Origin of the sequence: Candidatus Leptofilum sp. (assembly GCF_965223285.1) — a bacterium.
Classification (GTDB): Bacteria; Chloroflexota; Anaerolineae; order Promineifilales; family Promineifilaceae; genus Leptofilum.
On sequence record NZ_OZ244997.1, the window covers coordinates 3,757,255 to 3,776,703 of the forward strand.

Sequence of the window (19,449 nt, forward strand, 5' to 3'; positions counted from 1 at the left end):
ACAGAGTTCAAGATTCGGGGGAAACGGCCGTTGCCAACCGATACTATGGCCTTGTAGAGAAAAATAAAAACCCGCCAATAGACGGGTTTTCATGAAGAACAGCCGTTTCCCCTGCTGAACCTCTTAAACTGTTTGCTTACCTACTAACAGATTAGTGATTGCCAATTACCTGGTTGGAAGACTGTGCTTTGCTAACGGCCGCATCTCCATTGCGAAGATAGCGCAGTGTCAACCCCATGGGCACGATGAAAAGCAGTGCTGCCAATCCAAATGTTGCCAGGGTTGATAATTCACCAGTTAGCCGAACGATTAATGGAATGTAATATCCGTTGATCCCAACAAGCCCCACGTCCAAGACTGCTATGACAAAGAAGATGGTGAACATCGTTGTCAGGATTTTCCTGTCTTGCTTCAGCAAGCCATGCAGCAAGGGGATTGAAAAGGCGATGTGCCGGATAGCAAAGAATTGGATGGGAAAAACGGCCGTTTCTCCCGCATCTGGCCACGTCATTGATGGAAACAGCAAGGTTAGCACGCCAAAGATGAGTAGGTTGAAGATGACCAATACGGCCGTCAAGCTATTTAACCAAAGGGGTAGTTTTTCTGTCTGCATTATATCACTCCTTCTGATTAGCGATGCGCGAAAGCACTGATTACGGCCGTTAACGTTGCTTGTAACTTTTTGATTTGTCTGTGAGCAACTATCACACCGATAACCATCACAACTCCAACTACCATTCCAAACAACATGAGATTTCTCCTAATAAATCTTGTCGCATCAAATCGCGACTGACTTCAAATACAGCTCAACTAGCTCAATAAAGCTGATTTTGCAGCACTGGCTTCGCTGCGCAGAAAGAGAACCAGCGAAACGATGCTTACAACAAGCATGCCTGATACTGGAATGAGATTGCGAATGGCCTCAGCAGATGACCCATCAGCAAATAGGCTGACAATTCGGCCTATAAGCGATAAAAGCAAAAAGAGGATTGCCATACGCAGAACACCATGATTTTGGTGAAGCACCACGTGCATCACAATTAAAATACCAAATGTAAGGAATCCGCCGCCGATAAGCGCACGAACCGTGGCAAAACCGAGTTCGCTTGCGGCCACCAACCCTGCAGTTTCCATCACAGAAGCTGGGGCAAACATATAACGCACACCAAAGAATAAAAATAGAAGGGCAATCAGCCCAGATAATGCTCTTGCTACGTTTCTCACGATAAATATCTCCTTATTTTTAAATTATTTTTTTCGGTAATTTTTTAACCAATCATCCCACGGGTTTCCCCGTCTCCGCGTAGAGCTTCAACTCGCGCTGCACGCCGATCATGGTTTTGTTGAAGCGGCTTTGGAGTAAGGGAGAGATCAGATTGAAAATGTGTTTCAGCCCGACGCGAATGTCGAATGAAAGCACAGATTTATTAGAGCCTTTGGCAATGACACGCTGGGTGTTTTTAGCCGAGGACATAAACGACGGTAACCCCACTGCATCGAAGGTTAGCTGCATCTTGTCTTCAGAATAATCGGTGATAATTTCTACCGCCTTGGCAAATGAAGATGTTGTCTCACGGGCAGGAACCGGTGCGGTTGATGCAGCTTCAAATTCAGGGTAATCGCTAGCATCTACGATACGCGACTCGCTGAGCGTTACTGTCCAATCAGCGATATTGCCATACTGATGGGCTAAGATTTCCCAAACTTTGGTTGCTGGTGCATTGATTTCAGTTTCGATGTGTAATTCCATTTTTCTCTCCTACGTCTTTGAATTTAGCTACTTGCTTTTTCTTTGCTTTTGTTGAACAATTGTATCTTACTAGACTGATGTCCGTTATTTTATGCAGTAGATAATCCAGCACAATATCAAACAACCGAGTTGTGTCTGGTATTGAACAAAATTGAGGATTTTGTATGGAAACGCAAAGAAAAAGTGGCAAAGTAGACCGCCGCGCGATGCGTAGCAAACGAATGATCATTGATGCGTTACGAGAATTAGCTTTAGAGAAGGATTACAAGGAAATCACCGTTAGCGACATTGTGAAGCGGGCAGATATAGGCCGCGCTACGTTTTATGCTCATTTTGAGGACAAAAATGATTTGGGAAGATTTCTTTTTAACCAGCTATTGATGCAAATTGAGCAGGAAATTCAAACGATTCTGAATGAAAGCGAGTCAGAAGATAAAGATTACCAGAAACTGGTGCCTAGCTTGGCTGTTTTCCGGATTGCTCAAGATAAACATCGCTGGTTCAAGATGAATGCGACGAATCCTGAGATTGGTTTGAAGATGTTGGTTCCCCCTTTAATAAAACGAGTGGAAAAGCGACTCAATACGCTTTCGTTAACAGTGGGAAAAGACAACCTGCCACAGCAAATAAGCGCAAATTTTTTAGTCAGTGGTTTGATCGCTTTATTGACAGATTGGGTGGTTGCCGACATGCCGACTTCCCCTGAAGCGATGGATGCGGCATACCAAAAGCTGGCACGGCCAACCTTAGATATGTTGCTTGGCAAATGAGGTGGAGCTTATAGATTTCAAAAGTCTTGCTTCTTTCTGGTGTTAAACGAAATGCTAATGAGACTTTTGAAATCTGTTTCGCTCGATTTGGTTGGAACGGCCGTTTTGGCACAGATTGGCACTATTTTTCATAGCGGTGGTAGACACCGGTTTGTAAACTGTGACAAAGTTTTCCTGTGGAGGAATCGCTGATGTTTAATCCTGAGAACCTTTTTCTACTCATGGTGGCTCTGTTCTTGTGTCATGAACTGGACGCTATCCGCCACCATGAATGGCGGCTGTTTGCTTTCATTAACCGTCTGGACGATGAGACAGGCTATGCTGTGTTTGCCTTACTGCACATCCCCCTCTTTTTCCTGTTTCTGTGGTTTGTAGCCAACCCCACCGCCTGGTTTTTCATTGCGGCCGACAGCTTCGCCATTATTCACTTAGGCTTGCACCTCTGGTTCCGTTCAGACCCTCGTTACGAATTTCAGGGTTTTGTCTCCAACTTTTTTATTGTTGGAACGGCTGTATTCGGGGCAATCCATCTAATCTTGCTGTTTCCCACAATCTAAACGCTGTTTTGGCTTTTTTCATCCCTGACTTACAATTCGCCCATTGGCTAATGCGAAAACATTAACCATTAAAAATTGACCATTAACCATTCTGGAGGGTGTCATGCGTTTAGGAATTATGTTGGGGTATGCTGGACGACGAATTGAGCTGCCGCTGGAGATTGTGAAGGCGGCGGATGATTTAGGCGTGTATGCAATTTGGACGGCCGAAGCGTATGGTTCTGATGCAGTGTCGCCGTTGGCCTGGCTGGGGGCGCAAACGCAAAATATCAAGCTGGGTACGGCCATCATGCAGATGCCGGGGCGTACGCCTGCCAACGCGGCGATGACGGCTATGACGATGAACCAACTTTCGAACGGCCGTTTCCTCATGGGCCTAGGTCTCTCTGGCCCGCAGGTTGTGGAAGGCTGGCACGGCGTCAGTTACAAACGGCCGCTCACCCGCACCCGCGAATACGTCAAAATCGTCCGCGACATTTTTAAGCGCGAAGCCCCCGTCACCCACAACGGCAAACTGTACCAAATTCCCTACAGAGGCGATGACGCCACAGGTCTGGGCAAGCCGCTCAAAAGCACCCTGGAAGCCCAGCCAGACATTCCCATTTACCTGGCCGCCATCGGCCCCCAAAACGTGCAGCTCACCGCCGAAATCGCCGATGGCTGGCTACCCATCTTCTTCTCCCCCAGCAAATACGACGAAATCTACAAGCCCCAGATCGAAGCAGGCTTTGCTAAAGCTGGCGGCGATAAGAGCATTAACAATTTTGACATCGCCCCCACCGTCTCCGTTGTGATTCAGGACGATGTGGAGGTGGCCTACAACATGCTGCGCCCGATGCTGGCACTGTATATTGGTGGCATGGGAGCCAAAGGCAAAAACTTCTATACTGATCTGGCGGGACGGTACGGTTACGAATCGGAAGCAGCTGAAATTCAGGATTTGTATTTGGCAGGCGACAAAGGGATGGCCATGATGAAAGTGCCTGGCGCACTCATTGACGATGTGGCGCTGGTTGGCCCCCGCGAGCGCATCAAGGAGCGGCTGTCACTCTGGCTGAACTCCCCCGTTACCACCATGAACCTCACCGTCTTCGACGTAGATAGCTTGCGCATTATGGTAGAATTGATGGCTGAACTTGCCTGACGTTGAGCAAGATTGCAATCTTGCTCATGAGTGAACAACCTGTGGGTAAGTTGTGGATAATTGACCAAAACTGAATCAAAACACGAAGGTATTGAGCAGGAGATTGCTATGAGACAGGCAATAATTTTTCGAGGTGAAGATGGCTTTTGGGTAGCAGAATGCCCAAGTTTGCCTGGCTGTATTAGTCAGGGTGCAACAAGAGAAGAAGCTGTTAATAACATCCGTGAGGCGATTCAACTGTACATTGAAATGCTTGAGGAAGATGGCCTGGACGTGCCAGATGATCATTTAGATGCACTGTTAGTTGCTGTTTAGCATTTTAGACCGTCTAAACACGGCCGTGTTAAATTTAACCAATGAGCAAACTACCAAGAATCTCTGGACGAGAGTGTGTCAATGCTCTGCAAAAAGCGGGCTTTTACTTTAAGAGGCAGCGAGGCAGTCATATTATCTTGCGACGCGATGATCCATTTGCTCAGCTTGTGGTGCCGGATCATAAGCAGCTAGATCGCGGCACTTTACGAGCGATTATTCGGCAGGCGGATATGTCAGTTGATGAATTTGTAGATTATTTATGAGTAGTAAACGAACGCCAAACATTTTAATACCCCCTGACGAAGTGCAGGTGCAAGTGGCTGAATGGCAGTCGCGCAATGCCCCTGTTTTGCTGGAAGCTGGTCAGGAGCCGATGTTTTTGGAATTGGTGACGGCGTTGCTGAAGAAACGGCCGCTCACCTCCAAAAAGTATCAGCACACCATGCGCACCTACGCCCGCCGAGGCCTCCCCTGGCTTTCTAAAAGTAATGTCATCCGTCTCTACGAAGAACTATGCGAAGCTGGTTGGGCCGAATTTGATCCCGAAGTACGCACCCACCTGCAAATGAAACCCATCCGCAGCCAGGCTGGCGTAACCGTGGTGACGGTACTCACCAAGCCTTACCCATGCCCCGGCAAATGCATCTTTTGCCCCACTGATGTGCGCATGCCCAAAAGCTACCTCCATGATGAACCGGGTGCCCAACGCGCTGAACGACACGGCTTTGACCCTTACGCGCAAACGGCCGCACGCATTCGCGCCCTGGAGCAAATAGGCCACCCTGCCGAAAAGATTGAGCTGCTCATCCTGGGAGGCACCTGGTCCAGCTACCGCCGCGACTACCAGGAATGGTTTGTCAAACGTTGCCTGGACGCCATGAACGAAGAAGATTCCGAAACGCTGGTCGAGGCGCAGCAGAAAAATGCCGTCGGCCCGCGGCGCAACGTGGGGCTGGTGGTAGAAACCCGCCAAGACCATGTGGATGTGGATGAGCTGCGCTGGCTGCGTTATTTGGGCGTGACCAAAGTGCAGGTGGGCATCCAAAGTTTGGACGAGCGCGTGCTGGTGCTCAACAATCGCGGCCATGATGTGCAAAGCACCCGCGACGCCTTTCGCCTGCTGCGGCTGGCGGGCTTCAAGATTCACGGCCACTGGATGGCTAATCTGCTGGGCGCGACGTCAGAAAGCGACGTGGAAGATTTTAGCCGCATTTGGTCCGATGAAGCGATTCGCCCCGATGAGCTGAAGCTGTATCCCTGCATGTTGGTAGAAAATGCCGAACTGTACGACTACTGGCAGCGCGGCGAATACCAGCCCTACGACGAAGAAACGCTCACCGAACTGCTCATCGCTTGCAAAGTGCAGGTACCCCGCTACGTGCGGCTCAACCGCGTCATTCGCGACTTCCCTACGACCAACGTGGTAGCGGGCAACAAAAAAGCCAACCTGCGCCAGATTGCCCTGAACCAGATGGCAGAACGAGGGCTACAATGCAACTGCATCCGCTGCCGCGAGGTGCGCCGCCACAAGGTGCAGCGCGAAGATGTCCAATTACGCATCGAAACATACGAAACGGATGCCACCACTGAACATTTTCTAAGTTTTGAAACAAATGATGATAAGTTGGCGGGTTTTTTGCGTCTCTCGCTGCCGCACAAAGATGTTCCCCACCCGCTGCCGGAGCTGGAAAACCACGCCATGATTCGGGAAGTGCATGTGTACGGCCCCGCGCTCAATTTGGGCGAGGACAGCAGTGGTGAAGCGCAGCATATGGGGTTGGGATCAGAGCTAATCCACAAGGCGAAGGAGATGGCGCGGGACGCAGGGTACGGCAAAATCGCGGTCATCAGCGCCATTGGCACCCGAGAATATTATGCCAAATACCACAACTTCCAGATGGACGGCCTCTACATGACGGCCGATTTAAGCGAAGGGGTTTAGGATAGTCATATTTTTGATGGTACGGCCGTTTTGTAAATCTTCACTTAGCAAAGTTTTACACCCCATTTCTACGCCAGCAGCCACAATTAAGGCATCGTAAAAGCTGTAGCCCGCTTCCTCTCGCAACAACAATGCTTTGTCATACCAATTTATAGACGGAAAGTGCTGACAAAGAGGAAGTAGAACGCCATTCAGATAACTTCGAGCCTCGGCTACCCCCATCGGCTTAGCAAATTTACGCTGAGCTACATTCAAAAATTCTTGAACGACCTGTGAACTAATAACGCCCATCTGACTACTCAATGCTGTTTCAATGAGCTGTTGTGCAATTAGCTGCTTTTCAGGAGCGTGCGGGTCGAAAGAGTAGACCAAAATATTGGTATCGAGGAAAAATTTTCCGCGCAACGACTCAACGTTCATTCATTTCATCCCGCGTGTAAGGGCCAGCTGCCTGAATGTGATCGAGCTGGGTCATTAACTCGCTATATTTTTGGGCGGCGTGCGCTTGCGCCACGTACTGTGATAGCCATTCGCGGAACAGATCGTTGAGCGAACGATTTTCGCTGGCAGCACGGAGCCGTGCCTGCTGAATTAAGGTTTCATCGGCAGAAAATGTTATGTTTTTCATACGAAAACAGTGTACACGAAAATCGTGTGATGTCAACGTGAACCTGCTCACCTGAAACTCAGCAAACCGCTTCGGTTCTTGTCAGGCAACAGCCAGTTGCTATACTCCCCCGTTATGAAACGAATTTTGCTTTTACTGGCCACATTCTTACTGTTGGTTGCCTGTGCCCGCAGTGGTGAAGAAACGGCCGTTACGCCCCAACCAGCCACACCAACACCCTCCGCCACAGAAGAAGCTCCGCCATTGCTTGGCGATGAAGACTTCATCGTCATTGCTACTGATGCTCCGCTGCCCCCCTTTACCGAATTTGACCCATTTGGCGATTTGGACGGCTTTGTGAGCCGCCTCATGGAAAACATTGCCGCTGAGGCCAACCTGGACTATGAATTTGTGGTCACTCCCACTGATGGCGTACTGGAGAATTTAGCCTCCAACCCTGGCCGCGATTTTGATGCTGCGATGTCTCGCCTGGTTATCCCAGAGGAACCACCGCCTGGCATTGCCTACACACAGCCTTACCTAGAAATAGGACAGGTGTTGGTGGTGTTGGCAGATGAAAATCGCCTCAACAGCTATCGGGATTTACAGCCGGGCATGGCCGTTGGCGTGGTGCAAAGCAGTGAGGCAGAACAAGTGGCGCGCACGATTGTGGGCGTCAATGAGGCAGATTTGCGCAATGGGTACAGCAACAGCGTCGAGGCGTTGCAAGCGTTGGTAGATGAATCGCTAACGGCCGTTATCACCGATCATTACGTGGCCAACTACTTTAGCCAAACCTACAGCGACCAGATAAAAGTGGTTGGCGGGAACGAGCGTGACGCCTGGATTAACCAGAAACAATATGGCATTGCCATTTCCGCCACCAACATTGCCCTTTTAGAACGATTAAATGCGGCAATAACGGCCGTACAAACCGAAGGCAACGTTGAGCGGCTTACCGTCGCCTGGCTGCTGCCTTCCGACACGCTGACTCCCGGCGAGCCTCGCGTCGTTGCCTCCCCCAACGAAATGGTTATTGGTGTTGTGGGCGACCCCAGCGATCTCGATCCGGCTGCCAGAGCTTCTAACCTGACCAGTTGGGAAATCAAAATTAACACAATGAGCGGACTGTACACCTTAACCGCCGAAAACACACTGGAGCCGATGCTCGCCAGCGGCTTCCCTACCATATCCGAAGATAAGCTGGAATACACTATCACTTTGCTGCCTGACCTGAACTTCCCAGATGGCAGCGAATTTACCGCTGCTGACGTAAAATGGTCGGTAGATCGTGCCCGGAGCCTGGGTAACTTCTGGGTGAATAGCTACCTAAAAGACAGCAATGCAGATGGCTTTGCCGATGAAGACGCGGTGCAGGTAATTGACGCCTTCACCGTAAAATTTGTGCTGCAAGAGCCAGACGCCAGCTTCCTAAGCCTGCTGGCAACGCCACCTTACTTTCCCATCAGCAATGAATGCTATAACGAAGCGCAAGATGACCAGAGCAGCTGCGGCGGTTTAGGCCCGTACACCATCGTTAGCTGGGCCCCGGGTGAGCAGATGCGCCTGCGTGCCAACCCGGAATGGCCTGGACGCCGCACACCCGCCTTTGAGAATATTTTGATCCGCTTTCAGGCAGATACGGCCGTTATGCGCCGCTCCCTTGAAGAATTCCAATCTATCGACATTGCCTGGACAGGATTACCCTATTCCGACTTCACTACCTTGCAAGCTAGCGATGCCAATGGAGATGGCCAACCAGATTTCCGAGCCTGGTCAGGGCCAGCCGCTTTCAAAAGTTATGTGCTGTTTAATCAGGAATTGGAACCGTGGGATAGTGCGCTGGTGCGTCAAGCCTTCGCCCTCTCAGTTGATCGGAATCAGTTGGCTGAAGAAATCTTTGACGGTAGCCGCCTGCCTCTTTTCAGCCCCATCCCAGATGGCTTTCCAGGCCATTTGCCCGTGCTGCCTCAACGCAATCTGGAGCTAGCCCGCTCTTTGCTGCTGCAAGAAGGATACAGTACGGTCGTTCCTCTGGAAATTGAGCTGTGGTATGTCAATGACGGCCGTTACAGCGATGCAGAAGCAGCTTATGCCACCGCCCTGCAAACCCAGTTAGAAGAAACAGGCGTCTTCAAAGTGACGCTTTCCAGCGCGCCCTTCGACCAATTCATTGGGCAAATAAACCAATGCAATCTGCCAGCCTACCTACTAGGCTGGCCCAGCCCAGGGCGACCCGTAGATTACCCAGACCCCGGAGCCTGGACAGACATTTTTGTTACCAGCAGCACATTCTGCCCCAATTATGAAAGCCCCTCCATGACCACGTTCCTCCAGGAAGCAGATGAAGCAGCTTCGCAAGCGGAACGGTTGGCAACCTATGGCGATATTCAGCAGCTATGGGCGCAAGACTTCCCCACGGTAGATTTGTTGCAGCAACCCCGCATTGCGGTTGCAATTAGCAATGTAAACAATGTGCAAATTGATGTGATGGGATTGATGCACTACGAATTGCTAACAAAGGGCGGGGAATAAAAAAGGTGTTTAAGCTATCCAAGCACCTGTAATCTAGTTGCCGTTTTGCGCTTCTTGCATGCGCTTCAGGCGGCGGGCGCGGGGGCCAACCACACGCTCTGTGCCATTGAGCAGACGCTTGATGTTGGGCCGCAATGCCCAGGCCACGATGACAAAAGCAACCACGCCACCCACGATGTAAGCAAGTGACGCGTCAAACGGGGGAACACCAGCCACATATAAAACAAAGAAGACAATAGCAATGAGCGCACCCATCGTGAGCGAAGCGACGGAGGCCATGCCAATACCGAGCAGCATGCCAGACATGACCACAATAGCGATGGGAAGCATGGGCCACCACAACGCGGTACCCCAACCAACGTTGGGGCCTGTGCCCGCACCACCGCGCCAGCCCATAAATACAGACCAGTTGTGTCCAATAACCGACATGACGCCAGCCAATGCCAACGCCCAGGGAAGCAAATCAGGGCTGAGCTGGTTAGATAGCAGCCAGCGGCTCAAGATGATGCCTAACGCACCTTTGCCTACATCGCTGAAAGAGGTGGCTAAGCCAACGCCTAACCCTGCGGCGCGTAAGGAGTTTGTTCCGCCTGTACGGCCGCTTCCCACCGAGCGAATATCTACTCCCTTCACCAAGCGTACATAAAGATAGCCAAAGGGAATCGCCCCGCATAAGTAACCAATCAATGCTGCGACCAAAAAGTAAAAAAGTGAAATCATCTGTTAGGTTCCTCTCCGATTTGTGCAGCTGACGCGAGCATCAGCCAGTGACAACCTATTAAACACAGATTCTTCCAGATCGTTACACAACCTTGAGCTTCTCTTCGGCAACGATCTGTTCCTGAATGTGAAAAATGCGGACGCTTGGCGTTTTTCTGTTTGCCAAAGAGACGATCAAGGTAAGGGCTTCAGGGTAATAGGCTTGTTGGATGTCGGACGTTGATGGCGTTTCTGGCCCGTGCGGATGGGAATGGTAGATAGCTAGCAATTGCCAGCCGTTGGTTTCTAAATCGAGCATGGCCTGGACTTGCTGCTGGGGGTTCATGGTAAAGGCGGTTAGGCTATGCAGGCTGTTTTCGATGGGGTAAACAGCCGTTACCCTCCCACGCGCATCCCCAGCCACCAGCCCACACCCTTCTTCCGGGTAGCAATCTTGCAGATGGTTCAGGATTTGGTTGAGAAACGGCCGTTCAATAATCATGTTTTCACGCGCGTGTTTGTTGCAAATCGGTTTGTCGTTTTGATTTTAGTAGGAGGGAACAAAAAGCGTTCGTTTTTAAGCAATCCACAGAAAGCAGTTTGAAAAACGAAGGGCGATTTCTCTGTGGTTTGCTCAAGTAAATCACAATTTCGCGGCTCAATTTTCATCAAAGGGCTTCTTGTGATTTACATAATCTATTGTGAATAATTACACAAAAAAGCCTCAAAGGTGAAAACCTTCGAGGCTAAGAGTGTTTAAAGAGAAGGGAACGGCCGTTACTTCTGAATGCCGCCATCGGTAAGGGAGCGTACGTTCAGCAGACGATCAGCTTCCTCGGCCTCCAGATAGCCTTTTTCAATAACGACTTCACGCACGGTGCGGTTGGTGGCCATTGCTTCCTTGGCCACCTCGGCACCCTTCTGGTAACCAATAACCGGGTTAAGTGCTGTCACCAGGATGGCATTTTTAGCCAGCCAGCCAGATGCTTTTTCCTCATTGGACTTCACGCCAACGACGCATTTTTCAGTAAATGCGTTCACAGAGTTGATAATGATGTCCATGCTCTGGAACAGATTGTAGGCCATCACTGGCATCATCACGTTCAGTTCTAGCTGGCCGGCCTGGCCGCACATCATCACCGTCAGGTCATTGCCCATTACCTGGAACATCGCCATGTTCAGCATCTCAGCCAACACAGGGTTTACCTTGCCGGGCATAATGGAGGAACCTGGCTGGACCGCGGGCAAGCGAATTTCATCCAGGCCCGTGCTGGGGCCGGAGGAGAGCAAGCGGAAGTCGTTGGCAATGCGGGTGAGGTCCTGTGCCAGCGTACGCAAGGCCCCGCTAAAGTGAACCGCATCGGCTAGACTTTGCATGGATTCAAACAAGTCGTCTGACTCATGCAGCTCCAGGCCAGACAAGCGACCCAGCGTGGCCACCATGCGGCGATGGTATTCGGTGTGGGCGTTGAGGCCACTGCCGGTGGCCGTGCCGCCAATGCCTAATCGGCGTAATCCTTCGGCGGCCTGGGCAATCTTTTCCCGGTCGCGCTCGACGGCACGGGCGTAAGCCCCAAATTCTTGGCCCAGTCGCACAGGCACGGCATCTTGCAGATGCGTACGGCCGCTTTTTACTACATTGTCAAATTCGGCTGCTTTGCCATTAAGCGCATCGGCCAATGTTTTCAACGAAGCCAGCAGTTCATCCAATCGCCAAAGACAGCCCAGTCGGATAGCGGTGGGAATGGTGTCGTTGGTTGATTGGGCCATGTTTACATGGTCATTCGGGTGCACCGGCTTGGCCGTTACGTTCAGGCCATACTCCAGATGTTCATTGGCCCGGTTGGCAATGACTTCATTGATGTTCATGTTGTGGCTGGTGCCTGCCCCGGCCTGTATGGGGTCTACAACAAACTGGTCGGCAAAACGGCCGTCTATCACCTCATCCGCCGCCATCATAATGGCCTGGGCCATCGCATCGCCAGAGACAACCTTGCCATTCACCTCTTTATCTTGAAACAGGCCAAGATCAGAATTGACCTCAGCAGCAGCACGCTTGATGGTAGCCATCGACCAGACGAAGGCTGGATACGGGCTTAAACCGGTGATGGGAAAATTGTGAATGGCGCGCTGGGTTTGAGCCCCCCAGTATGCCTTAGCAGGTACGCGAATTTCTCCCAACGAATCTTTTTCCACACGAAAATCACTCATGGTTTCCTCTTGTTTTTTACTATCTGTCCGAATATTTGCCACAGCGTACAGGAGAATTTGGAGGTGATATTTTCCTCAAACTTCTCTTTTTCCCACTTCGACCTGACTCAGTACAAGCCTGTGGCTTTTTAGAAATAACTTGGGAAAAGACAAAAAACCGAATTAGCCACTTTTGCAATGTTGCACCAGAGGTCTAATTCGGTTTTTTAAGAAAAAGACCCGCCACCTGAGCAGCAGGTCTAAAAAATATGTGTTAATCCAGGGCGTCGTAGCCGGGGCCTTCGGAGAAGAAGTCATAGTTCGGCGGAATGTCCTCGGTGAGGTCCAAAATCTCGCCGCCGGAAAGCTGCTTGGCATTCAGCAATTTTACATCATGCCCATCCACATCACCTTCAAAAGCTGCGCCGTCGGGCAAAAGTTCCTTGGTGTTGGCAATCCAAACACCGGCAGGGGCTTCGTAATCGAACGGAACTTCTTCTTCTGGGAAAATGGCTTCGTAGGGGCATTCCGGTACGCAGGCACCGCAGTCGATGCAGGTATCCGGGTCAATATAGAGCCAGGGCCATTCCTCTTCAGGCTTCCCCAAAACCATACATTCTACCGGGCATACATCTACGCAAGCGGTGTCGCGCAAACATAAACGGGTCACAATATGGGTCATAAATCCTCTCCTTACTTGGTCAGAAAGTTAATTGTTTGGTAATCGGCTATGATTTAGGAAATTATCTCCGCTTGGTTTTACCGATTACAATTGGTGCTTGTCCACACTGATTTTGAATCAGTCTGGGCGACGGTGGAGCTAATTTCAGATTGTTTATTGACGGTTGGGTCAATGGGTTCATTCTAGCTACACTAAACTGCTTTGTCAATTCTTTCTGTAGTTGGCAAAAACGGCCGTTTTCCAGACCGATTTTTGTCAAAAAGATGAAAAAAATTGACTAAGAATCTATCCGAAAAAGCCACAGAGGCAAAAGAGAAATCTGAGAAATGAACCTATGCCTCTAAGTTCTCTGTGAACTCTGTGGCCAATATTCGGACAGGTACTAAAAGCGATGCGTAACTTTGCCTAAAATTAGCTCAGCCCGTACGGGGCCAAAGCTGCGGCTGTCTGTGCTGGCTAAACTATCTGGATTATCCCCCCGCAAAATGAAACGGCCGTCTTCAGTTGTGTTAATAATGCGCTTAATCATTTGGTTGCTGGGTTGGTAGGGGTGCTGTAGTAGCACGATGTCGCCAATTTGGGGTGGGCTGCGGTGGGTAACGGCCGTATCTACCAAAACGGTGCTGCCTTCAACGAGTGTGGGGTGCATGGAACGGCCGTTGACCCGACGGAGTTGCCAACGTGGCCGCAGCAGCTTCACAAAAGCAAATATAGAGGCTGTAGGCAATGGTTCAAACATAGCGAGATAGCAAAAACGCCGACCAGCATTGGTCGGCGTTTAAGGTAATCGGGTAAAAGAAAATTAGCTGGCGGTGTAGTAAGTGACGTCGCGCCCTTTGGTAGCCCAGAAGATATTGTGGATTTTTTCCACGGTAGCCATCAGCTCTTGGGCATGTTCCAGGTTTACTTCTACCTTGCAGGCAGAGCAGAGCTTGGCAGCTTGCCAGAAGGTGGAGTGCAAGTCTGGGTATTTTTCCAAATGAACAGGCTTGAAATAATCGGTCCACAGCACCAGTAGCTCCTCTTTGGCTTTGTGCGCCTGTTCTTCCTTAATGGCAATGTAGCGAGACATCGTGTTTAGGTAAGCAGCCCAGGCAACAGAATCGCCATCGCTTGGTGGCGTAAGGGCCAGGATTTTCTTGGTCATAGAGAGAACTGCTTCTGCTTTAATACGTGCATCGGCTGGGTCATAAACGCCACAGGGGCCATCACAGTGGGCGTTGGCTGCTTCTGCGGGGAATAAATTGTTAATCATCGGTTGTAGATTTTTCATAGCTTGTGCTCCTTCTTCTAGAGAATGAAATAGATGATCTGTGAATTCAATTATAGTTGTACCAATAATTGCGACACCTGTCCATTGGGTCAGTTATGAGTTTGAAATTCACAGCTTGTTTATGAAGGGGATACGGCCGTTCCCCATGATCTCCTATGTTAACGGGCGCAAAAATCATTTACAGTAATGGGCATATGAGCGCTGCAATTGAAGAAAGGGACAAAAAGAAGATAACTGGCTGGAAAGAGCGGCTGCCAAGTCAGCGGCAAATTTACTCTGGCTTACTCTCGCTTGCTGGTCTTGTCATCATCATCATCGGCTTGCTGCGCTTTCCCCAATATGAAAACCCCTCCATCTTGCTGCTCCTGCTATTTTTTGCCATTGCTACCCAAAGCACCATGACGTATCTGGCCGGCGGAAATGTAAGCGTCTCTGTGAGCGGTGCCATCAGCTTTGCTGTGGTAGGAATGTATGGTCCGATTGCGGCTGGCATGGCGGCCGCAATTGCCGAACTTGGCCTTTGGGTTCTTAGCTTAAAAACAAAAGAACGCGATTGGAACCACGAGGTTGAACGGCTGGGTGTAAATATTGGCATTCATGCCATTTCCACCCTGTTGGCCGGGATCGTTTTCTTTTGGGTACGTGGTCTGCTTGGCACGGGCAGCTTTTTCATCGACTCAATTCCTTGGTTTGTTGGTGCCATTGTGGGCGATCAGGTTAATTTCTGGCTGCTTGCCATCATCATTTACCTGGCCGCTGGCGTGCCGCCAAAAGATGTTTTCAAGGAGAATCGCTGGGCGATTCCTATGAATGTCCTGGTGATGAGCATTGGCGGTGGGCTGATTATGCTCGCGGTGGTGCAGTTTGGCTTGCTAGGGCTGGCCATCTTTGTGTTGCCCATCATCCTTTCTGCTTACTCTTTCCGCGTAACGGTGAACAATGCCAAAAAGCAGATGGAAAAGCTGGAAGAGATGGTAACGGTACGTACCCAGGCACTGGCCGATGCCAACCACAAGCTGGAAGAGCTGCACAAAGAAAAAGATTCTTTTCTGGCAGTGCTTACCCACGATATGCGGACGCCGCTCACCAGTATTCGCGGCTACGGCAGCATCATGCGTGACCGAGAGCTAACCCGTGAGCAGCAAACCAAGATTGCCAAGGTGATTTTGAACAGCCAGGACACGCTTCTGGAAATTGTAAACAATATTTTGGAGCTGGAAAAGCTGCAATCGGGCGTGCCGATCTTGCTGGAATCATCTAATTTTGATTTGGCATTGCTGGTGAAAAACACGGCCGAATCGCTAGAAACGCAAGCCCTGGAGAAAACAATCACGCTCAACTACGATCAAATCCCGTCACCGATCATGGTTACAGCCGATATGAGCAAGATTCGGCGCGTTATCCTTAACCTAATCTCGAATGCCCTTAAATACACGCCAGAGAGTGGGTTGGTTTCGGTACGGACGTTGGTAAACGGCCGTTTCGCCATATTCCAGGTAGAAGACAACGGCTATGGCATCCCCGCCGACGAGCTGCCCCACATCTTCGACCGCTACAGCCGCGTGAAGGGCCACCGCCACCTGGCCATCGGCACCGGCCTCGGCCTGGCCATCGTCAAAAGCCTCATAGAAGCCCATGACGGCGAAATCAGCGTCCAAAGCGAAGAAAACGTCGGCAGCACCTTCACCTTCAAACTCCCCCTCACTTAATGACAATAAGCCGCCCAACGCCTGCATAACCAGCGCGGCGCGACTAGAACATATGTTGCTCTAACCGCGCCGTTTTAATGACCATGTACTTACCGCGTCTGGTTGATGCTTTGTTAGGCGGCATTTACATTCTATTTGCGTAAATTATGCTGTCTCAAATTGCATGACGCGCAATTTTTCAGGTGAGAAACGAGTACTTAATGACAAAATTTCAATACCAATCACTCGGCCGTTTTCGTCAAAATCCAAGATAATTCCAGGTTGAACTTCCTCAGACTCCACAATGTCATCATCATCAAGTCGAAAATAAAGCGCATCACTTTCTTTATCAATTTTTACTTTCATAATTAGTAACCTATTTACTCAAACGACGATCAAAAAACACCGTCACAATACGTCTTGGATCAACAAAAGGATTAACGACAACATGCAATACACGTCTATCTCTTTCCTTAATCGGTTTTGTATAATGCATATTACCATCTTTCCCCTTTTTTTTCCTACTTGGTGTTTCTATGGTACGCCAAACCCATTCTTCTTCAATCCTCCGCTCACGGAGCATGTCTTTGGCGTGGGTAGACAATTCAAAGTTTGACATCAACATGTTTTCCTAATCGGACTCATTAGATTCATTCACATGTGTAGTATTTAAAGAGTCAATTACTGTACTGATTATCAAGTCCAATACACTCCATCCCCCAGATATATCTTCATCCGAAACATCTTCAGTAATTCCTTCAATAGTCATGTCAATGCGTATCCAAAAAAGCTGAATTTTCCTAACAAGTTCTCTAATCCGCATAAAATGCTCAAGGTTTACCACTAGATCAACGTCACTCAATACAAGTTCGGGTAAATCGTGAGCAAGACTATTACGATGGTTACGGATTTTTTTAATTTCATCAATATCTTCGGCGTTCAATACGCCATTTTTCTGCAACCATTGGCATGACGGGACTAATTTATGATTAGCAGGGGTATTAAATTTTACGCCGACCTCTTGCTTGTATTCATTGGTCATTTTGGCTCGTAACTGTTGATGCTCTTTGGGAGAATCAGGAAAATCATTGGTAATGGAAACAAAAAAATCATCCGTGCGTTGGATAATTGTATTTGTTAGCACTTCAAAAGCAGTTAAATATAGGGACGTAAGCAATAGATTTATACGAAGCCTTTCAGGATTGAAAATCCTGTTAATGGCACTAAATGCTTCTCTTTCAGTAGGCGTTAAAAAGACTTCAAGTTCTTGTTCCGTATAGTCTTTGTTGCGCAATTCAGTTAATTGAGTGAGCCTTACTTGGCTTTCCTCCAATTTCTGGGCAAGCACATTTATAAATGGTGTCCGGTGTTCTTTGGCTATAGCCAACAATTTTTTTGTTTGAGCAATATCTCCTTGTAATTTCGTCTCAATAATATCAAGTTTATTCATTGTGTCTTGCATAATGATATCTAGAAATCGGGCCGCTCTAACGTCCGCTTCACCTGCCGATAGGTCAGGTGCAAGCCTTGTTAGCACGCTTTGCCAACCAGTGAGATGATTAGACCCAACTAAACTGCATTTTTTCTTCGGCGTGTAGTTTCCAAACTGTAAGCCCCTTGTGGGAAACTCGAATGACATGTCCTATTCGTTTGGCTTTGGTGTCAAAATCACGATGTTTTAGCGTTCTGCGAATGAAAGCTGCTGATTCGTATTGAGCGACATCAACATAAATCAGGCAATACTGGGCATGGCACAATTGGCGTTTGAAAAAATCGTCATCAAGCGTGAAGAAAGTTGGCTTATTCAACTGATGGAGTAGAGGAATAATTTCATCATCCTTTAGCCCTTCTCGACCAATCTCAAAAGCAACCTGCTTAAACGAAATACGCCAACCCTGCAAGAGTTGACGTTGACTATCTGGAAAATTTTCGTCAAGAATGATCATGCAGGCGATAAACCAAAACTGTATTCGTCAGCGTGTTCAATAAAGGCTTGGCTTGCTAGGCGAACTGCTTCAGCTATAGCATCTTTCGTGACTTTCCCGCGCCATTCTTCTTCAATCGTTTCCCAAGCCATACCATTGGCAACCTGCTCTAAGACTTGCCATACCATAATTCGTGTACCACGAAATGTCGGTTTCCCATGACAAATCTCAGGGTCAGTAACAATATAACGGCCGATCATTTTTTGTTCCATATTATTTCCTCACATACTTTTCTAACCAGTATAACGGAATAGCTTATGTAGTACACTACCTACTTTTAGAGCATTTTACTTTGTGAAATATAATCCTTCGTCTGTGGTTATTGAGTTTCCTCTGGTAATTTTTTGATTTTTCCCCTCTCATAGCCAAGTCTATGAATTTTTGAGGCAGAATCAATTATGCCGTCCTCGACAACACCTAGTCGAGCTAAACCATTAGCCTCCAATTTGACAGCGGTATCTGCAAGTCTGTCAAATTTTCTTATACCCAGAGCTTCAACATTCGACATCGCTGGTTGTTCTCTCATCTGGCGAATTGTTTTCTTTATCAATGATCTGGCCGCAATCTCACGTAAACGTGCTTCCATTCTTTCAGCTCGCGCACTAGCTATACGAGTGAGTTCCTCTTCTTTTTGGGCTTGCTGCCTCAGCACTCGTCCTTCTTTATCTCTCAGATTATAAAAGGTATCAACAAAGCCTTTTACCCATTGACCAGTTATCAAATAATCAACGGTTTCCCTGAGTTCTTTAATAATTTCACCAATACCCTCGAAGCTAACCAAACCAGGGGAAGCAAACTCAATTTGACGAACTCTTAATTCTTCGCGTGGGGAGAGATAATAGTAAAGTCGCCCATACCGGTAAACTGGCGACCGAGTCATTCCACGTCGCAACCTAACATCTGGTACATTGCGATTCATTTTGTTATCAAGGGTAAAAACCTTGCTCAAATAATCAAGGCTGTCAAAAAAGTGATTAAATTCAAATGCTCTCCAATAACCATCTATACCTAATGAAAGAACCCTAGAATCATGAATAGGCTGATCTTCGAAACCCGTGCGAGTAATTATGAAAGGTAAAACGTATTTTTCAAAGTAAGCAATTGAGTTTTGGAGATCGGTTTTAGTATAAAAATTGGCTTCGTCAGTGTATTTTTCAAGGCGTATGTTGAATTGCTCATAAGCATAATCAATTTCATCTTTTAGTTGCTCAAGTTGCTGAAGATAGTATCTTGATTGTGCTATTGATGGATCGCCATTCATTTGTTTCTCCTAGATTTGCTTTGAGTGCTTTGAAAACTAGCCCAAATTGTG

25 protein-coding genes are annotated in these 19,449 nt (G+C 48.6%); 8 read left to right on the forward strand and 17 right to left on the reverse strand.

All coding sequences use genetic code 11. The annotated features are described in order from the left end of the window. Positions 1 to 151: 151 nt before the first annotated feature. The 3 genes from ACOQPU_RS16930 to ACOQPU_RS16940 all read right to left on the reverse strand — a co-directional run bounded on the left by ACOQPU_RS16930 (position 152) and on the right by ACOQPU_RS16940 (position 1,750). Positions 152 to 613 carry a hypothetical protein gene (locus ACOQPU_RS16930; RefSeq protein WP_420641007.1) on the reverse strand — a complete coding sequence of 154 codons (462 nt, stop codon included), beginning with the start codon at positions 611 to 613 and terminating at the stop codon, positions 152 to 154. Positions 614 to 810: 197 nt separating this feature from the next. Beyond that, a complete protein-coding gene (locus ACOQPU_RS16935) occupies positions 811 to 1,224 on the reverse strand; it encodes a DUF4345 family protein (protein ID WP_420641008.1) in 414 nt (137 codons plus the stop codon). Positions 1,225 to 1,276: 52 nt separating this feature from the next. Further along, the gene (locus ACOQPU_RS16940) at positions 1,277 to 1,750 is read right to left on the reverse strand and encodes an SRPBCC family protein (protein WP_420641009.1); all 474 of its coding nucleotides are present in this window, start codon (positions 1,748 to 1,750) and stop codon (positions 1,277 to 1,279) included. A 221-nt stretch (positions 1,751 to 1,971) separates the two neighbouring features. Here ACOQPU_RS16940 and ACOQPU_RS16945 point away from each other — a divergent pair, with 221 nt between their 5' ends. The 6 genes from ACOQPU_RS16945 (at position 1,972) to ACOQPU_RS16970 (ending at position 6,478) form a co-directional block, all read left to right on the forward strand. Next, positions 1,972 to 2,520: a TetR/AcrR family transcriptional regulator gene (locus ACOQPU_RS16945; RefSeq protein ID WP_420641010.1), complete on the forward strand. Its 549-nt coding sequence runs from the start codon at positions 1,972 to 1,974 to the stop codon at positions 2,518 to 2,520. Between the two features lie 191 nt (positions 2,521 to 2,711). Further along, positions 2,712 to 3,077, forward strand: coding sequence for a DUF6713 family protein (locus ACOQPU_RS16950; RefSeq protein WP_420641011.1), 366 nt, complete (start codon positions 2,712 to 2,714; stop codon positions 3,075 to 3,077). Between the two features lie 103 nt (positions 3,078 to 3,180). Next, on the forward strand, positions 3,181 to 4,221 hold the full coding sequence (locus ACOQPU_RS16955) for an LLM class F420-dependent oxidoreductase (RefSeq protein WP_420641012.1): 1,041 nt from the start codon (positions 3,181 to 3,183) through the stop codon (positions 4,219 to 4,221). Between the two features lie 108 nt (positions 4,222 to 4,329). Continuing rightward, positions 4,330 to 4,536 carry a type II toxin-antitoxin system HicB family antitoxin gene (locus ACOQPU_RS16960; protein WP_420641013.1) on the forward strand — a complete coding sequence of 69 codons (207 nt, stop codon included), beginning with the start codon at positions 4,330 to 4,332 and terminating at the stop codon, positions 4,534 to 4,536. Positions 4,537 to 4,577: 41 nt separating this feature from the next. Beyond that, complete coding sequence (locus ACOQPU_RS16965) at positions 4,578 to 4,799, forward strand: type II toxin-antitoxin system HicA family toxin (protein WP_420641014.1); 222 nt, start codon at positions 4,578 to 4,580, stop codon at positions 4,797 to 4,799. Continuing rightward, complete coding sequence (locus ACOQPU_RS16970; RefSeq protein ID WP_420641015.1) at positions 4,796 to 6,478, forward strand: elongator complex protein 3; 1,683 nt, start codon at positions 4,796 to 4,798, stop codon at positions 6,476 to 6,478. Before ACOQPU_RS16965 ends, ACOQPU_RS16970 begins: the two co-directional genes overlap by 4 nt. Here the strand turns inward: ACOQPU_RS16970 and ACOQPU_RS16975 are convergent. Together ACOQPU_RS16975 and ACOQPU_RS16980 are read right to left on the reverse strand one after the other, a co-directional pair. Continuing rightward, positions 6,461 to 6,898, reverse strand: a complete 438-nt coding sequence (locus ACOQPU_RS16975) for a PIN domain-containing protein (RefSeq protein WP_420641016.1) — start codon at positions 6,896 to 6,898, stop codon at positions 6,461 to 6,463. The two genes, ACOQPU_RS16970 and ACOQPU_RS16975, sit on opposite strands and share 18 nt — an antisense overlap. Further along, positions 6,888 to 7,106 (reverse strand): hypothetical protein, encoded by a 219-nt coding sequence (locus ACOQPU_RS16980; protein WP_420641017.1) that lies wholly within the window; start codon positions 7,104 to 7,106, stop codon positions 6,888 to 6,890. Before ACOQPU_RS16980 ends, ACOQPU_RS16975 begins: the two co-directional genes overlap by 11 nt. Before the next feature lie 114 nt (positions 7,107 to 7,220). Between ACOQPU_RS16980 and ACOQPU_RS16985 the strand changes: the two genes are divergently transcribed. Continuing rightward, complete coding sequence (locus tag ACOQPU_RS16985; RefSeq protein WP_420641018.1) at positions 7,221 to 9,620, forward strand: ABC transporter substrate-binding protein; 2,400 nt, start codon at positions 7,221 to 7,223, stop codon at positions 9,618 to 9,620. A gap of 33 nt (positions 9,621 to 9,653) precedes the next feature. On the opposite strand, the gene ACOQPU_RS16990 is transcribed toward ACOQPU_RS16985, so the two are convergent. The 6 genes from ACOQPU_RS16990 to sodN all read right to left on the reverse strand — a co-directional run bounded on the left by ACOQPU_RS16990 (position 9,654) and on the right by sodN (position 14,464). Further along, on the reverse strand, positions 9,654 to 10,340 hold the full coding sequence (locus tag ACOQPU_RS16990) for a glycerol-3-phosphate acyltransferase (RefSeq protein ID WP_420641019.1): 687 nt from the start codon (positions 10,338 to 10,340) through the stop codon (positions 9,654 to 9,656). An 82-nt stretch (positions 10,341 to 10,422) separates the two neighbouring features. Next, the gene (locus tag ACOQPU_RS16995) at positions 10,423 to 10,821 is read right to left on the reverse strand and encodes a M67 family metallopeptidase (RefSeq protein WP_420641020.1); all 399 of its coding nucleotides are present in this window, start codon (positions 10,819 to 10,821) and stop codon (positions 10,423 to 10,425) included. A 275-nt stretch (positions 10,822 to 11,096) separates the two neighbouring features. Next, a complete protein-coding gene (locus ACOQPU_RS17000) occupies positions 11,097 to 12,530 on the reverse strand; it encodes an aspartate ammonia-lyase (RefSeq protein WP_420641021.1) in 1,434 nt (477 codons plus the stop codon). A 253-nt stretch (positions 12,531 to 12,783) separates the two neighbouring features. Beyond that, on the reverse strand, positions 12,784 to 13,191 hold the full coding sequence (locus ACOQPU_RS17005; RefSeq protein WP_420641022.1) for a 4Fe-4S dicluster domain-containing protein: 408 nt from the start codon (positions 13,189 to 13,191) through the stop codon (positions 12,784 to 12,786). 382 nt (positions 13,192 to 13,573) lie between these two features. After that, the gene (sodX, locus tag ACOQPU_RS17010) at positions 13,574 to 13,930 is read right to left on the reverse strand and encodes a nickel-type superoxide dismutase maturation protease (RefSeq protein ID WP_420641023.1); all 357 of its coding nucleotides are present in this window, start codon (positions 13,928 to 13,930) and stop codon (positions 13,574 to 13,576) included. 63 nt (positions 13,931 to 13,993) lie between these two features. Continuing rightward, positions 13,994 to 14,464: a superoxide dismutase, Ni gene (gene sodN, locus ACOQPU_RS17015; RefSeq protein WP_420641024.1), complete on the reverse strand. Its 471-nt coding sequence runs from the start codon at positions 14,462 to 14,464 to the stop codon at positions 13,994 to 13,996. A gap of 194 nt (positions 14,465 to 14,658) precedes the next feature. Between sodN and ACOQPU_RS17020 the strand changes: the two genes are divergently transcribed. Continuing rightward, positions 14,659 to 16,173: a sensor histidine kinase gene (locus tag ACOQPU_RS17020; RefSeq protein ID WP_420641025.1), complete on the forward strand. Its 1,515-nt coding sequence runs from the start codon at positions 14,659 to 14,661 to the stop codon at positions 16,171 to 16,173. 144 nt (positions 16,174 to 16,317) lie between these two features. Here the strand turns inward: ACOQPU_RS17020 and ACOQPU_RS17025 are convergent, their stop codons facing one another. The 6 genes from ACOQPU_RS17025 to ACOQPU_RS17050 form a co-directional block, all read right to left on the reverse strand. After that, on the reverse strand, positions 16,318 to 16,518 hold the full coding sequence (locus ACOQPU_RS17025; RefSeq protein ID WP_420641026.1) for a DUF2283 domain-containing protein: 201 nt from the start codon (positions 16,516 to 16,518) through the stop codon (positions 16,318 to 16,320). 10 nt (positions 16,519 to 16,528) lie between these two features. Further along, positions 16,529 to 16,771 carry a DUF4258 domain-containing protein gene (locus ACOQPU_RS17030; protein WP_420641027.1) on the reverse strand — a complete coding sequence of 81 codons (243 nt, stop codon included), beginning with the start codon at positions 16,769 to 16,771 and terminating at the stop codon, positions 16,529 to 16,531. Positions 16,772 to 16,783: 12 nt separating this feature from the next. Next, positions 16,784 to 17,602 (reverse strand): hypothetical protein, encoded by an 819-nt coding sequence (locus ACOQPU_RS17035; protein ID WP_420641028.1) that lies wholly within the window; start codon positions 17,600 to 17,602, stop codon positions 16,784 to 16,786. A gap of 109 nt (positions 17,603 to 17,711) precedes the next feature. Further along, the gene (locus tag ACOQPU_RS17040; protein ID WP_420641029.1) at positions 17,712 to 18,098 is read right to left on the reverse strand and encodes a hypothetical protein; all 387 of its coding nucleotides are present in this window, start codon (positions 18,096 to 18,098) and stop codon (positions 17,712 to 17,714) included. Further along, a complete protein-coding gene (locus ACOQPU_RS17045; RefSeq protein WP_420641030.1) occupies positions 18,095 to 18,349 on the reverse strand; it encodes a DUF433 domain-containing protein in 255 nt (84 codons plus the stop codon). The genes ACOQPU_RS17040 and ACOQPU_RS17045 overlap by 4 nt, the downstream gene beginning before the upstream one ends. 107 nt (positions 18,350 to 18,456) lie before the next feature. Then, a complete protein-coding gene (locus ACOQPU_RS17050) occupies positions 18,457 to 19,398 on the reverse strand; it encodes a hypothetical protein (RefSeq protein ID WP_420641031.1) in 942 nt (313 codons plus the stop codon). Positions 19,399 to 19,449: the final 51 nt, after the last annotated feature.

Coding starts and splice junctions, on each gene's coding strand:
- ACOQPU_RS16965 (WP_420641014.1), top strand. CDS start 4,578: ATGAGCAAACTACCAAGAATCTCTGGACGAGAGTGTGTCAATGCTCTG.
- ACOQPU_RS17040 (WP_420641029.1), bottom strand. CDS start 18,098: ATGATCATTCTTGACGAAAATTTTCCAGATAGTCAACGTCAACTCTTG.
- ACOQPU_RS16945 (WP_420641010.1), top strand. CDS start 1,972: ATGATCATTGATGCGTTACGAGAATTAGCTTTAGAGAAGGATTACAAG.
- ACOQPU_RS17045 (WP_420641030.1), bottom strand. CDS start 18,349: ATGGAACAAAAAATGATCGGCCGTTATATTGTTACTGACCCTGAGATT.
- ACOQPU_RS16985 (WP_420641018.1), top strand. CDS start 7,221: ATGAAACGAATTTTGCTTTTACTGGCCACATTCTTACTGTTGGTTGCC.
- ACOQPU_RS17000 (WP_420641021.1), bottom strand. CDS start 12,530: ATGAGTGATTTTCGTGTGGAAAAAGATTCGTTGGGAGAAATTCGCGTA.
- ACOQPU_RS17035 (WP_420641028.1), bottom strand. CDS start 17,602: ATGAATAAACTTGATATTATTGAGACGAAATTACAAGGAGATATTGCT.
- ACOQPU_RS16955 (WP_420641012.1), top strand. CDS start 3,181: ATGCGTTTAGGAATTATGTTGGGGTATGCTGGACGACGAATTGAGCTG.
- ACOQPU_RS17025 (WP_420641026.1), bottom strand. CDS start 16,518: ATGAAAGTAAAAATTGATAAAGAAAGTGATGCGCTTTATTTTCGACTT.
- sodN (WP_420641024.1), bottom strand. CDS start 14,464: ATGAAAAATCTACAACCGATGATTAACAATTTATTCCCCGCAGAAGCA.
- ACOQPU_RS16980 (WP_420641017.1), bottom strand. CDS start 7,106: ATGAAAAACATAACATTTTCTGCCGATGAAACCTTAATTCAGCAGGCA.
- sodX (WP_420641023.1), bottom strand. CDS start 13,930: ATGTTTGAACCATTGCCTACAGCCTCTATATTTGCTTTTGTGAAGCTG.
- ACOQPU_RS17020 (WP_420641025.1), top strand. CDS start 14,659: ATGAGCGCTGCAATTGAAGAAAGGGACAAAAAGAAGATAACTGGCTGG.
- ACOQPU_RS16950 (WP_420641011.1), top strand. CDS start 2,712: ATGTTTAATCCTGAGAACCTTTTTCTACTCATGGTGGCTCTGTTCTTG.
- ACOQPU_RS17030 (WP_420641027.1), bottom strand. CDS start 16,771: ATGTCAAACTTTGAATTGTCTACCCACGCCAAAGACATGCTCCGTGAG.
- ACOQPU_RS16940 (WP_420641009.1), bottom strand. CDS start 1,750: ATGGAATTACACATCGAAACTGAAATCAATGCACCAGCAACCAAAGTT.
- ACOQPU_RS16995 (WP_420641020.1), bottom strand. CDS start 10,821: ATGATTATTGAACGGCCGTTTCTCAACCAAATCCTGAACCATCTGCAA.
- ACOQPU_RS17050 (WP_420641031.1), bottom strand. CDS start 19,398: ATGAATGGCGATCCATCAATAGCACAATCAAGATACTATCTTCAGCAA.
- ACOQPU_RS16970 (WP_420641015.1), top strand. CDS start 4,796: ATGAGTAGTAAACGAACGCCAAACATTTTAATACCCCCTGACGAAGTG.
- ACOQPU_RS16960 (WP_420641013.1), top strand. CDS start 4,330: ATGAGACAGGCAATAATTTTTCGAGGTGAAGATGGCTTTTGGGTAGCA.
- ACOQPU_RS16930 (WP_420641007.1), bottom strand. CDS start 613: ATGCAGACAGAAAAACTACCCCTTTGGTTAAATAGCTTGACGGCCGTA.
- ACOQPU_RS16975 (WP_420641016.1), bottom strand. CDS start 6,898: ATGAACGTTGAGTCGTTGCGCGGAAAATTTTTCCTCGATACCAATATT.
- ACOQPU_RS16990 (WP_420641019.1), bottom strand. CDS start 10,340: ATGATTTCACTTTTTTACTTTTTGGTCGCAGCATTGATTGGTTACTTA.
- ACOQPU_RS17005 (WP_420641022.1), bottom strand. CDS start 13,191: ATGACCCATATTGTGACCCGTTTATGTTTGCGCGACACCGCTTGCGTA.